General features: G+C 70.4%; 9 protein-coding genes. 3 read left to right on the top strand and 6 right to left on the bottom strand.

Features of this window, described 5'->3' with window-relative positions; translation table 11 throughout:
- The first annotated feature begins 68 nt into the window (after positions 1 to 68).
- Entirely contained in the window at positions 69 to 5,903 is a 5,835-nt protein-coding gene (locus FF096_RS02010; RefSeq protein WP_309222494.1) for a ThuA domain-containing protein, read from the top strand.
- A 62-nt stretch (positions 5,904 to 5,965) separates the two neighbouring features.
- Positions 5,966 to 6,511, top strand: a complete 546-nt coding sequence (locus FF096_RS02005; RefSeq protein WP_309222493.1) for a hypothetical protein — start codon at positions 5,966 to 5,968, stop codon at positions 6,509 to 6,511.
- A 62-nt stretch (positions 6,512 to 6,573) separates the two neighbouring features.
- Here FF096_RS02005 and FF096_RS02000 read toward each other — a convergent pair whose 3' ends face one another.
- The 3 genes from FF096_RS02000 to FF096_RS01990 all read right to left on the bottom strand — a co-directional run bounded on the left by FF096_RS02000 (position 6,574) and on the right by FF096_RS01990 (position 9,934).
- The gene (locus FF096_RS02000; protein ID WP_155214872.1) at positions 6,574 to 7,527 is read right to left on the bottom strand and encodes an aldo/keto reductase; all 954 of its coding nucleotides are present in this window, start codon (positions 7,525 to 7,527) and stop codon (positions 6,574 to 6,576) included.
- 73 nt (positions 7,528 to 7,600) lie between these two features.
- On the bottom strand, positions 7,601 to 9,280 hold the full coding sequence (locus FF096_RS01995; protein ID WP_309222492.1) for an ATP-binding cassette domain-containing protein: 1,680 nt from the start codon (positions 9,278 to 9,280) through the stop codon (positions 7,601 to 7,603).
- Positions 9,281 to 9,328: 48 nt separating this feature from the next.
- Entirely contained in the window at positions 9,329 to 9,934 is a 606-nt protein-coding gene (locus FF096_RS01990; protein ID WP_309222491.1) for a methyltransferase, read from the bottom strand.
- Positions 9,935 to 10,061: 127 nt separating this feature from the next.
- Here FF096_RS01990 and FF096_RS01985 point away from each other — a divergent pair, with 127 nt between their 5' ends.
- Positions 10,062 to 11,165 carry a hypothetical protein gene (locus FF096_RS01985; protein WP_196222417.1) on the top strand — a complete coding sequence of 368 codons (1,104 nt, stop codon included), beginning with the start codon at positions 10,062 to 10,064 and terminating at the stop codon, positions 11,163 to 11,165.
- A 9-nt stretch (positions 11,166 to 11,174) separates the two neighbouring features.
- Here the strand turns inward: FF096_RS01985 and truA are convergent, their stop codons facing one another.
- The 3 genes from truA to FF096_RS01970 form a co-directional block, all read right to left on the bottom strand.
- Complete coding sequence (gene truA / locus FF096_RS01980; protein ID WP_309222490.1) at positions 11,175 to 11,999, bottom strand: tRNA pseudouridine(38-40) synthase TruA; 825 nt, start codon at positions 11,997 to 11,999, stop codon at positions 11,175 to 11,177.
- Positions 12,000 to 12,118: 119 nt separating this feature from the next.
- A complete protein-coding gene (rplQ, locus tag FF096_RS01975) occupies positions 12,119 to 12,673 on the bottom strand; it encodes a 50S ribosomal protein L17 (RefSeq protein WP_155214560.1) in 555 nt (184 codons plus the stop codon).
- 34 nt (positions 12,674 to 12,707) lie between these two features.
- Positions 12,708 to 13,730 carry a DNA-directed RNA polymerase subunit alpha gene (locus tag FF096_RS01970; RefSeq protein WP_155214559.1) on the bottom strand — a complete coding sequence of 341 codons (1,023 nt, stop codon included), beginning with the start codon at positions 13,728 to 13,730 and terminating at the stop codon, positions 12,708 to 12,710.
- Positions 13,731 to 13,741: the final 11 nt, after the last annotated feature.

Here is a 13,741-nt window from a genome sequence, read left to right as displayed (position 1 = left end):
CCACCCGGGACGGTCTTCGGCGAGCCGGCCCCCGCGACTCACGTCGAGTAAGGACAGAGGAGACCGGAGTGCCCCGACCACGCCGTGCCCGCGTACCCATCACCGCCACACTTCTCACCCTCGGCCTCGCCGCGACCGGCCTCGTCGGCGTTCCCGCCGCACAGGCCGCGCCGAGCGTCGAGGCGGTCGCGCAACGCGCGCCCGCCCAGCAGGCCGAGCCCGCAGCCGCAGCCGACGACTTCTCGGTCTTGGTCTTTTCCAAGACCGCCGGCTTCCGCCACGACTCCATTCCCACCGGCATCGCCACCATCCAGGAACTCGGTGCCGAGCACGGTTTCACCGTCGACACCACCGAGGACGGTGACGCGTTCACCGACGCGAACCTCGCCCAGTACCAGGCGGTGATCTGGCTCTCCACTACCGGTGACGTGCTCAACGCCGACCAGCAGGCCGCGTTCGAGCGCTACATCCAGGCCGGTGGCGGCTACGCCGGCATCCACGCCGCCTCCGACACCGAGTACAGCTGGTCCTGGTACGGCGAACTGGTGGGCGCGTACTTCAACAGCCACCCGGCGAACCAGACCGCCACGGTCAAGGTCGAAGACCCGGCCCACCCCTCCACGGCGCACCTGCCGGACCAGTGGTCCCGGTACGACGAGTGGTACAACTACCGCACCAACCCGCGCGGCACGGTGCACGTGCTGGCCACCCTCGACGAGAACAGCTACAACCCCGGATCCGGCGCGATGGGGCACGACCACCCGATCGCCTGGTGCCAGGACTACGACGGCGGCCGGGCCTGGTACACCGGCGGCGGCCACACCCAGGAGTCCTTCGCTGATCCGGACTTCCGCGCCCACCTGCTCGGCGGCATCCGCACCGCCGCCGGGGTCGAGGACGCCGACTGCGGGGCGTCGCTGACCGCCAGCTTCGAGAAGGTGACGCTGGACAGCAACACCAGCAACCCGATGGAGCTGGACATCGCACCCGACGGCCGGGTCTTCTACATCGAACGCGACGGCCGGGTCCAGATCATCAAGCCGGACACCGGCCAGACCGTCACCGCCCTCAGCCTCGACGTCTTCACCGGCAACGAGGACGGTCTGCTGGGCATCCGGCTCGACCCGAACTTCGCCAGCAACGGGTGGGTCTACCTCTACTACGCCCCGAACGACGGGATCGCGCGCAACCTGCTGTCCCGGTTCACCGTCACCGGCGACTCGATCGACCCGGCCAGCGAGCAGGAGGTGCTGCGGGTCGACACGCAGCGCAACACCTGCTGCCACGCGGGCGGCTCGTTGGTCTTCGACTCGGCCGGCAACCTCTACCTGGCCACCGGAGACAACACCAACCCGTTCTCGTCGGACGCGTACACCCCGATCGACGAGCGGCCCGGTCGCGCCGACTACGACGCGCAGCGCAGCTCCGGCAACACCAACGACCTGCGCGGCAAGGTGATCCGGATCCACCCGGAGGACGACGGGACGTACACCATCCCGGAGGGCAACCTGTTCCCGCCGGGCACCGAGAAGACCCGTCCCGAGATCTACGCGATGGGCTTCCGTAACCCGTTCCGGATCGGTATCGACCTCGCCACGGACGTGCTCTACGTGGCCGACTACGGGCCGGACGCGAACTCCGCCAACCCGAACCGGGGCCCGGAGGGCCTGGTCGAGTGGAACATCGTCGACAAGCCCGGCAACTTCGGCTGGCCGTACTGCCACGGCAACAACCGGGCGTACAACGACTACCAGTTCCCGTCCGGGCCGAGTGGGGCCCCGTTCGACTGCGCGAACCTGGTCAACGACTCGCCGAACAACACCGGCCTGACCAACCTGCCGCCCGCCATCGCGGCCACCGTCGACTACGGCTACGCCGCGAACCCGCGGTTCCCCGAGATCGGCGGCGGTGGCGCGCCGATGGGCGGCCCGGTCTACCGGTACGACGCCGACCTCGTCTCCGACCGCAAGTGGCCGGCGTACTACGACGGCAAGGCGCTGCTCGGTGAGTGGAACCAGTCGCGGATGTACACCATGCAGGTCAGCCAGGACGGCAAGTCCCTGGTGGACATCAACCGTCTGCTAGACGGCATGAGCTTCATCCGGCCGATGGACTTCGAGTTCGGCCCCGACGGCGCGCTGTACCTGATCGAGTGGGGCAGCGGCTTCGGCGGCAACAACGACAACTCCGGCGTCTACCGGATCGACTACATCGCCGGTGACCGGGCTCCGATCGCCGTGGCCAGCGCCGATCCCACCTCCGGTCCGGCACCGCTGACCGTGAACTTCTCCAGCGCCGGGTCCCGCGACCCGGACGGCGGCGATCTCACCTACGCCTGGACGTTCGGTGACGGGAACACCTCCGACGAGGCCAACCCGACCCACACGTACGCCTCGGCGGGCAACTACAACGCCCAGCTCACCGTGACCAACCCGAAGGGCCGCACCGCGGTGGCGAACGTGCCGGTCACGGTCGGCAACACCGCACCGACGGTCACCATCGAGTTCCCGCCGGACGGTGGCTTCTTCGACTGGGGTGACCAGGTCAAGTACACCATCAAGGTGACCGACCCCGAGGACGGCGAGATCGACTGCGCCGACGTGGAACTCCAGGTCCTCCTCGGCCACGACGAGCACGCCCACCCGCTGGAGCAGCACACCGGCTGCGAGGGCGTGGTGCAGACCCAGCTCGCCGCCGGACACGGTGCCGAGGCGAACGTCTTCACCGTGCTGGAGGCGACCTACACCGACAAGGGCGGCTCCGGTGGGGCCAACCCGCTCACCGGTCGGGCCCTGGAGATCCTCCAGCCCAAGCGCAAGCAGGCCGAGTACTACTCCAACACCGGCCGGATCCCCGGCAGCACCGGCGGCGGCGACGCGGGTGTGGTCAAGGAGACCTCAAGTGACACCGCCGGCGGTGGACAGAACATCGGATTCATCGAGGACGGCGACTGGTGGTCGTTCGAGCCGGCGGACCTGACCGGCATCGAGTCGATCCGGTTCCGGGCGGCTTCGGCCGGCTCCGGCGGACGGATCGAGGTCCGCGCCGGTGCGCCCGACGGTCCGCTGGTCACCTCCGTCGACGTACCGGGCACCGGAGACTGGCAGACGTACACCGACGTCACCGCAGAGGTGCCGGCGGACGCCGACTCGAACGGCAAGCTGTTCTTCGTCGCCCGTGACCCGGAAGGCGGCACGGCGAGCCTGTTCAACGTCAACTGGGTCGACTTCGTCGGCAAGGGCGTCACCGACAACGCCCCGCCGGTCGTCACCGCCACCGCCACGCCGACCAGCGGCACCGCGCCGCTCACCGTCGCGTTCAGCGGTACCGCCACCGACCCCGAGGGCGACACCCCGCTGACGTACGAGTGGGACTTCGGTGACGGTGGTACGGCCGACACGCTCCAGGCCGAGCACACGTACGCCGCGCCCGGCAACTTCACCGCCACCCTGACGGTGACCGACAGCCGGGGTGCCCGGGCGTACGCCGCCGTGTCGGTCCGGGTCGAATCGCCGAACACCTCCTGCCTCGGGGCACGTTCGGACGACTTCGACGGCGACACGCTCAACCGGGACCGCTGGACCAATGTGGTGCGGGAGAACCAGCTCCTCTCCGTCTCCGACGGTGCGCTGCGACTCCCCACCGGGGTCGGTGACCTCTACGGCAGCCGCAACGACGCCACCAACCTGGTGCTCCAGCCCGCACCGTCGGGTGCCTGGCAGGTGACCACGAAGGTGACCGTCCCGGTGACGGCGACCTACCAGCAGGCCGGTCTGATCGTCTACGGCGACGACGACAACTACGCCAAGGTCGATCTGCTCTACAACGGCAGCCGGCGGGTGGAGTTCCTCCGGGAGACTGCCGGCACGCCGCGCAACGACAGTGCCGACAGTGTGGCCGCACCGGACGGTGACACCGTCTACCTGCGGATCAGCAGCGACGGCACCAACCTGACCGCGGAGATGTCGGCTGACGGGCAGACCTACAGCCCGGTCGGGCGGTCCGCCGAGCTGGACGGCATCGAGAACCCGCAGATCGGCCTGTTCGCGCTCAACGGCGGCACCGACGCGCCGGTGGTGGAGGCCGCGTTCGACTGGTTCCAGGTGATCCCGGACGAGCCGGCCGGGCCGGTCGACCCGTCCGACGAGTTCGACGGCATCTCGCTGGACAAGTGCCGGTGGAACGCGATCCTGCGGGAGGACCTGAGCGCCTACCGGGTCAGCGGCGGGAAGCTGCACATCGACGTGCCCAACGGTGACATCTACGGCACCAACAACACCGATCCGACGAACTTCATCCTGCAGAACGCCCCTGAGGGCGACTGGACCATGGAGACGAAGATCGACGGAAGTCTGCTGGACGAGCAGTACCAGCAGGCGGGCCTGATCGTGTACGGCGACGACGACAACTACATCAAGTTCGACTTCGTCGTCGACAACCAGGTCGGCCAGCCGGTGTCCCGCCGGATCGAGCTGCGTAGCGAGATCGACGGGACGATCCAGGATCCACAGCCGGGTGCGGAGAACCTGACCTCGGCCGAGTGGTACCTGCGGCTGGCGCGCACCGGTGACACGTTCACCGGGTCGTACTCGGCCGACGGCGAGACCTGGACCGCGTTGACCGAGCTGACCAACGCGGCCGTCGGGGCCACCCCGAAGGTGGGCGTGTTCACCCTCAGCGGCAACCAGACCGAATCGAAGCCGGCCTCGTTCGAGTACTTCCGGTTCTCCGCGGAGGACGGACCGAGCGACACCGTGCCCCCGGTGACCACCGCTGAGGTCTCCGGTACGCCGGTCGACGGCTGGCACACCGGGCCGGTGACCGTGACGCTCTCCGCCACCGACTCCGACGGCGGCAGCGGGGTGGCCCGCACCGAGTACCAGGTCGGTGAGGCCACCGAGTGGACCACCTACACCGAGCCGGTGCAGGTGGTCGGGGACGGCGATCACGAGGTGCGGTTCCGGTCGGTAGACGAGGCCGGCAACGTGGAGGAGACGAAGACGGTCACCGTCCGGATCGACACCACGGCACCGGTCAGCACCGCCTCGTTCGCTCCGGCGAACGACGAGGGCTGGCACGACGGCACCATTCCGGTGGTGCTCACCTCGACCGACGCCGGTGCCGGGGTGGAGCTGCTGGAGTGGTCGCTCGACGACGGCGACTGGACGCCGTACACCGAGCCGGTGGAGATCAGCGGTGACGGCATCCACGAGCTGCTGTACCGGGCCACCGACAAGCTCGGCCACGTCGAGACGTTGAAGTCGGCGGTGGTCCGCATCGACGGCACGAAGCCGACCCTGCTGGTCTCCGGCCTCGCCGACGGCCAGCTCTACGGTGACAGCCAGGACGTACGCGTGTCCTGGCAGGCGGTCGACCCGACCTCCGGTATCGCCACCGTGGTCGGCACGCTCAACGACCGCCCGTACGCCAGCGGCACCCTCCAGGCGATGTACGAGCTGCCGTTGGGTCTGCACGAGTTGACAGTGGTCGCGACCGACAAGGCGGGTAACGCCACCACCGCGTCGGTCCGGTTCTTCGTCACCACCTCGTTCCGGGACATGCAGAACCTGCTGGACCGGTTCAAGGCCACGGGACGCCTGTCGAACAAGGCGTACGACCAGTTGTCGAAGCAGTTGGAGAAGGTCCGCAAGGAGGAGGCCAAGGGCAACGACGACAAGGCCATCAAGGAACTGCGCAAGTTCCGCGACCTTGCCGGCGACGCCACTCAGATCGGCGAGGCGGAGATCCGGGAGGTGCTTATCCGGGACGCCGACGCGATGATCGTCCGGCTCGGCGGCACCGCCAGCACGGCTGGGGTCAAGGCCAACGACGGCAAGTCCGTCAAGGGGGCCGGTCGCCTCGGTGCGGATCCCACCCGGCTCGCGCCCGGTCGTCACCTGTGATCCATGGGCCCCGTCCGGTCTCGACCGGACGGGGCCCCTGCACGACGAAGTGAGGAGGCACCGTGACGCGGGTCCGTACGGTGACCACCAGCCTGCTCGCCGCGCTGCTCCTGGCGGTCCTCGCCGGGAGCCCGGCGGCGGCGCACGGCAACAAGCTCACCGTGACCGTGGCGGGTGACGGTGCGAGCGGGGTGACCATCCAGGCGACCTACGCCGACGGGCACTACCTGGACGAGGTCGTCCGGCTGGTCGTCACCGCCACCGGCGAGCAGGGTCGCACGGTCGGCCCGGTGCAGCTGGACCCCTCCGCCGAGGGGCAGGGCTTCTACACCACCGGCCCGATCCTCTCCCCCGGCACCTGGCAGGTGCGGGTGCAGGCGTCCGGCCCGTACTCCGGCACCGGCACCGCCACGGTGCAGGCACGGGTGCCGCAGACTCCGTCGTTGGCCCCCGTGTCGGAGCACCGGTCCGGCGGATCGGCGCAGGGCCGCTCGACCGCCGACGGCGCGGCGCCCGGTTGGTGGTGGGCGGTCGGGATCGGTGTCGCCACGCTCGTGGTGGTGGCGCTGGTCGCACCGCTGCTGAGCCGGCGTCGCGAGCGACCCTAGGACGTGGGTGCGAAGCGGCCCGGCACGCGTCGCGTGCCGGGCCGCTTCGTGTGGGGCCGCGACTATCGGCGGTCGAGCACCTCGCGCAGCGCCTTGAGGTCGGCGTCGCTGGGCTGCCAGGAACCGGCCTCCGCGTTGGCGCGCACCTGCTCGGGCGTGGTCGCTCCGGCGATCACCGAGGTCACCGCCGGCTGGGCCGCCAGCCCACCGATGGCCACCTGCAACATGGTCACGTCGCGCTCGGCGGCGTACGCCTCGATGGCCTCGATGGTGTCCCAGTCCGCCGCGGCGAGGCGCTGGGCGTACCGACCACCACCGGCCAGGCGGCTGCCGGCCGGCGGTGCCTCACCCCGCTTGTACTTGCCGGTCAGCAACCCGTTCGCCAACGGGAAGAACGGCAGCATGCCCAGCCCGAACCGGTCGCAGGCCGGCAGCACCTCGATCTCGGCGTCCCGGTTGAGCAGGCTGTAGTGGTTCTGCGCGCTGACGAACCTGGTGAAGCCCCGGTCCTTCGCCGTCCAGTCGGCGTCGGCGATCTGCCAACCGGCGAAGTTGGAGTTGCCGAGATAGCGCACCTTGCCGGCGTGGACCAGATCGTCGAGGACGGAGAGCGTCTCGTCGATCGGGGTGCCGGGGTCCGGCTCGTGGAACTGGTACAGGTCGATGTAGTCGGTGTCCAGCCGCCGCAGCGACGCCTCGACCGCCCGGATCACGTACCGCCGCGAGCCGCGTACCCCGAAGTCGCGTCCGTTGCCACCGGCCATCGACATGCCGAACTTGGTCGCCAGCACCACCTCGTCCCGACGGCCCTTGAGGGCCGCCCCGAGCTGTTCCTCCGACGCACCGTGCGGCTCTCCGTAGATGTCGGCGGTGTCGAAGAAGTTGATCCCGACGTCGAGGGCCGCGTCGACCACCGCGCGGGTGCCGTCGGCGTCGAGTTTGCGGCCGAAGTTGTTGCAGCCGATGCCCACGACGGACACCACGAGCCCGGAGTCGCCCAACCGGCGATAGGTCATCTCACTCACGAGATCACCATATGTCGCCTCGCCGGGTGGTCGCAGGGACGCACGGCAGGAGCCGATGCGGTGGTCAAGCCACGTCCCAGACCGGCTCGTCGGTCTCGACCACCTCGCCGTCGCCACGGAACAGCAGGAACCGGTCGAAGGTGCGGGTGAACCAACGGTCGTGGGTGACCGCCACCACCGTGCCGGCGAAGGCGGCGAGCCCGGCTTCCAGCGCCTCGGCCGAGGCCAGGTCGAGGTTGTCGGTGGGCTCGTCGAGCAGCAGCAGGGTCGCGCCCGACAACTCCAGCAGCAGCACCAGGAAGCGGGCCTGCTGTCCACCGGAGAGGGTGGCGAAGCGCTGGTCGCCCTGTCCGGCCAACTCGTACCGGTTGAGTGCCGCCATGGCCGTGTGCCGGTCCATCCCGTCCCGATGCTCGTCACCCCGCCAGAGGATCTCGGCAAGGGTCTTCGCCATCAGCTCGGGCCGGTCGTGGGTCTGCGAGAAGTGCCCGGGACGCACGCGCGCACCGAGCCGCGCCACCCCGTCATGCGCCACGGGCGTCAGCGCTGCCCCGTTGTCTACCGGACCGTTCGCCGGGTCCGGGTCCGTCCCTCCCCGGGCCAGCAGGCGCAGGAAATGGGACTTGCCGGTGCCGTTGGCACCGAGCACGGCCAGGCGGTCGCCGTACCACAGCTCCAGATCGAAGGGGTAGGTCAGGCCGTCCAGCTCCAGCTGCTCGCAGACCACCGCACGCTTGCCGGTCCGGCCACCGGCCAGGCGCATCCGGATGTCCTGCTCCTTCGGCGGTACGGGCGGCGGCCCGGCCTCCTCGAACTTACGCAGCTTGGTCTGCGCCGACTGGTAGCGCGAGGCCATGTCGGAGTTGTACGCGGCCTTCTGCTTGTACATCAGCATCTGCTCGCGCAGCTTCTGGTGCTCCTCGTCCCACCGCTTGCGCAGCTCGTCGAGGCGCGCGTGCCGGGCCACCCGCGCCGCGTGCCAGCTCGCGAAGCCACCCGGGTGCACCCAGGCGCTGCCGCCCTCCACGGCGACCACCCGGTCGGCGGTGTGCGACAACAACTCCCGGTCGTGGGAGACGTAGAGCACCGACTTGGCGGATTCGCGCAGCCGCGCCTCCAGCCACCGTTTGCCGGGCACGTCGAGGAAGTTGTCCGGCTCGTCGAGCAGCAGCACCTCGTCGGGGCCGCGCAGCAGCAACTCCAGGGCGAAACGCTTCTGCTGACCGCCGGAGAGGGTGCGTACGGGACGCTGCCGGGCAGTCTCCCAGGGCAGGTCGAGGACGATGGTGGCGACGGTGTCGAAAAGCACCTCCGCGTCGTATCCGCCGGTCTCGCCCCAGGCGGCCAACGCGTCGGCGTACGCCAGCTGGGCCTTTCCGGCGGCGGTGCTGTACTTGCCGCGCAGCTCGGCCGCACGCATGGCCGCCTCGGTCTCGGCGAGTCGGCGACCGGCCTCGCGCAGGGGCGGTGGGGCGAGCGACAGGGCCAGGTCGGCGAGGGTCGACTCGTCGCCGATCATGCCGATGAACTGGCGCATGACACCCAACCCGCCGGTACGCGCGATGGTGCCGGTGCGCACCGGCAGGTCCCCGGCGACCATCCGTAGCAACGTCGTCTTGCCCGCACCGTTCGGCCCGACCAGGGCCACCTTGGCGCCTTCACCGACCCGGAACGACACATCGGCGAAGAGTTCCCGGCCGTCGGGCAGGACATGCCCGACCGCCGCCACGTCCACGTATCCCACGCCGGCATCCTGCCGGAGCCGGAATCGACAGGCCAACCGATTACCCGGTCAGCGGGTGACGCGCAACACCCGGAATCCCTTCTGGCTGGCCTGGCGAGCGACCTGCCACCCCTGCTCGACCAACCAGTTCTGCAACGAGTCACCGCCGAGGTGGCGGGCCACCACGAGCCAGGCGACGCCGTCCGCGGCCAGCCGGGGCAACCAGTGCAGCAGCATCCGGTGCAGTTCGTCCTTGCCGATCCGGATCGGTGGGTTGGACCAGATCTGCGCGAAGCGGAGGTCGGCGGGCACTTCCTCGGGCGCAGCCACCCGCAGCCGGTCGGAGAGTCCGAGCCGGGCGGCGTTACCGGCCGTGAGGCTTCGAGCCCGCTCGTTCACGTCCACCGCCCAGGTGGTGGCGGCGGGGGCGACGGTGGCGAGCACACAGGCGATCGGGCCGAACCCGCAGCCGAGGTCGAGCAGGTCGCCGGTGGTCGTGGCGTCGGGCAACTCCGCCTTGCGCAGCAGCACCGCGGTGCCGGGGTCAAGGCGGCTGGCGGAGAAGACCCCGGAGGCCGAGGCCAGGGTGTAGTCCCGCCCCGCGACGGCGAACTGCACCTCGCGCGCCTGGGCGGGCGCGTTCGGCTCGGTGGTGAAGTAGTGGTCCCCGGTCACGCGGGCCATTCTCGCACCGGCCCGGAGGTGCACCCAGCGGCGGCAGCCGCAGTCGACCCGACACGTCCGTACGCCGCGTTTTTCCAAAATACCTACTAAAGGGATAAACATCCCTACTCTGGACGACATGGTGTATCGGTACGACTCCGATGAGGACGCACACGTCCCGTACCGGGACGACGAGCCCGAGGGCATCGCGCCCCCGCCCGGCCCGCCGCCGCCGGCGGGTCCGTCCCCGTCGCGCTTCCCCGCCCCGTCCCTGACCCGGCCGAACCAGATCATGCTGCCGTCGTCGACGCCGCCGACCGGGGCGTACTCCACCGCGCGGCAGGAGCCGGCACCACGGTACGACCCGGCACCGGCCACCCTCGACGAACCGCTGTCGGTCGGCGTGGCGGAGGCACCGGTCGATGGCGGCACCACCACGGTCGTGCCGCCGCCCCGGCGTGGTGGCGGTCGGGCCTGGCAGGTGCTGATCGGCGGCGCCGCGGCGCTGGTGCTGCTCGCTCTCTGCGGACTCACCGCCGCCACCCTGATGGACGGTCGGACCCTGATCGGTCAACAGGCCGCCCCCAGCGACCCGGCGGACACCGCCCGCGATACCCCGCCCACCACGGCGAGCGACCTCGACTCCCGGGACACCGACCAGGCACCGCTCACCGCCCGCGAGGTCTTCCCCGCCAGCACGATCGCCGTCGGTGACGGCGAGAACGGCTACGAGGTGCTGCGCACCCAGTCCAGCGCCAGTTGCGCCGTGGCCGCCACCGGAGAGGTCGGGGAACTGCTGGTGCGGCTCGGCTGCAACCAGGTCGTCCGCGCCACCCTCCGCACACCCGACGGCGACCACCTGGTCACCACGGGCCTGTTCAACCTCACCGACCGGTCCAGCGCCGAACGCGCCCGAGACCGGATCCGCCAACTGCTCGACGAGCGGCAGGGGCGCTTCCGGGGCATGTCGGCGGGAGACGACACCGAGGTCGTCGCCACTGCCCCGGCTCGCGTCGGCTGGCAGGTACGCGGCCACTACATCGCCTACGCGGTGGTCGTCCGCACCGACGGCGCGACCATCCGCTCCGGCGACACCACCGTCCGCGAGATCCTCTTCGACATGCTCGAACAGCACCTCAGTCAGGGTGTGTTGGAGCGGCGCGCCGACGGCGGGACGGCGAGTCAACCGACCGAAGAGCCCTCCGACGGCACCGGTGACCAGGGCGGGTCCGACGAGGACTGACCGCCGAGGCTACGTCGCCACCCGCAGCCGCCGGGTCGCCTCGGCCCGGCGCGCGTACTCGGCAGGGTCGTCCGGGTAACCCACCGCCACCAGGGTCAGCCCGTGCGCGGGTGCCACGGTCACCTCGCTGGCCCGCTCCCGGCGGGTCAGCAGGTCGGCCGGCCAGTCCACCGGTCGACGACCGTCACCGGCGACCAGCATGGCACCGACCAGGCTGCGGACCATCGCCTGGCAGAACGCGTCGGCCTGCACGGTCGCGACGAGAGTGCCGTCGGCGTCGCGCCGCCAGTCCAGCCTGGTCACCTCCCGCAGCGTGGTGGCGTTCTCCTTGCGTCGGCAGTACGCGGCGAAGTCGTGCTCCCCCACCAGCCCGGCCGCCGCAGCGTTGAGCCGGTCGAGGTCGAGTTCGCGGGGCCAGGCCAGGATCACGTGCCGACGCAGCGGGTCGCATCCCCACGCGGCATCGGTCACCCGGTACTCGTAGCGGCGGAAGGTCGCCGAGAACCGGGCGTCGAAGGTGGCCGGCACCGCATTGATCGCTCGCACCCGCACATCGGTCGGGAGCAGGCGGGCCAGCCGACGCAGCAACCGTCCCTCGTGCGCCTTCCAGACGTCGGTGAGCATGTCCAGGTGACAGACCTGCCCGGTGGCGTGCACCCCCGCGTCGGTGCGCCCGGCGACGGTCAGTCCCGTCGCGGCACCCTCGCCGAGCACCAGGTCCAGCGTCTCGACCAGCACCCCCGCGACCGTCCGCCGGTCCGGCTGGGCGGCCCATCCGGAGAAGGCCGTCCCGTCGTACGCGACGTCCAGCCGCAACCGGGTCCGCTCGTCCACCTCGTACCTCCTGGTTGGTCTGCGCCGATCCCCCCGGCGCGACCGAGGATCTCACCATCGCCCCTGAACGGGGTCGGGCCCGGCACCCCTGAGGGTGCCGGGCCCGACGACAGCCTGGATCAGGCCTTGCCTTCCTCGGTGGCCAGGTCGCTGTCCTTGCGGGCAGCGGCGGTGTCACCGGAGGCCGACTGCGGCGCCTCGGCGTCCTGGTCGGCCGACCGCGGGGCCTCCTCGGCCGGGGCCAGCGCCTCGACCTTGTCCTGCTGGGCGGCCTTGCGACCGGCGGTCTTCTTGTTCGCCTTCGGCTCGGCGACCTGAAGCTCCTCGACCAGCTCGATGATCGCCATCGGAGCGGCGTCACCCTTACGCGGACCGGTCTTCACGATCCGGGTGTAGCCGCCGTTGCGGTTGGCGTACCGCGGCGCGATCTGGTCGAACAGGGCGTAGACCACGTCCTTGTCCTTGACCACGGTCAGCACGCGCCGACGCGACGCGAGGTCGCCCCGCTTGGCCTTGGTGATCAGCTGCTCGGCGAGCGGACGCAGCCGCCGGGCCTTGGTCTCGGTGGTCTTGATCTTGCCGTGCTGGAACAGCGAGGTGGCCAGGTTGGCCAGCATCAGCCGCTCGTGCGCGGGGCTGCCGCCGAGGCGGGGGCCCTTGGTGGGCGTGGGCATGCTTGGTGCTCCTCAGGTGTGGCGGCAGCGCGGACTAGAGCTGCTCGGTCTCGCGGTAGTCGTCGGTGTCGTAGTCAGCCTCGCCGAAGGTGTCCACGACGTGCGCCGGGTCGAAGTTCGGGGCCGAGTCCTTCAGCCCGAGACCCATCCCGGCGAGCTTCATCTTGACCTCGTCGATCGACTTCTGGCCGAAGTTGCGGATGTCGAGGAGGTCGGCCTCGGTACGCCCGATCAGCTCACCAACGGAGTTGATGCCCTCGCGCTTGAGGCAGTTGTAGGAGCGAACGGTCAGGTCCAGCTCCTCGATCGGCAGGGCCAGGTCCGCAGCCAGCTGCGCGTCCTGCGGCGACGGGCCGATGTCGATGCCCTCGGCGGTCTCGTCCAGCTCACGGGCCAGCCCGAACAGCTCCACCAGCGTCGAACCGGCCGAGGCCAGGGCGGTACGCGGCCCCATCGACGGCTTGGTCTCGACGTCGATGATCAGCCGGTCGAAGTCCGTCCGCTGCTCGACACGGGTCGCCTCGACCCGGTAGGTCACCTTGAGCACCGGCGAGTAGATCGAGTCGACCGGGATCCGGCCGATCTCCGCGCCCGCCTGCTTGTTCTGCGCCGCCGTGACGTAGCCGCGACCCCGCTCGACGGTCAGCTCCATGTCGAGCCGGCCCTTGCCGTTGAGGGTGGCGAGCTTCAGGTCCGGGTTGTGCACCGAGACACCGGCCGGAGGCTGGATGTCACCGGCGGTCACATCGCCCGGGCCCTGCTTGCGCAGGTACATGCTGACCGGCTCGTCGTGCTCGGAGCTGACGCAGAGCTCCTTGATGTTCATGACGAGCTCGACCACGTCCTCCTTGACCCCGGGGATCGTGGTGAACTCGTGCAGCACACCGTCGATCTTGATCGAGGTGACCGCCGCACCCGGGATGGACGACAGCAGCGTACGCCGCAGCGAGTTGCCCAGGGTGTAGCCGAAGCCCGGCTCCAGCGGCTCGATGGTGAACCGGGACCGCGTCTCGTTGAGCGACTCCTCCGACAGAGTCGGTCGCTGGCTGATGAGCATGTCTTCTCTTC

The organism is Micromonospora sp. CP22, from assembly GCF_009712475.1.
GTDB lineage: Bacteria > Actinomycetota > Actinomycetes > Mycobacteriales > Micromonosporaceae > Micromonospora.
This window is presented reverse-complemented; position numbering and strand designations above follow the sequence as displayed.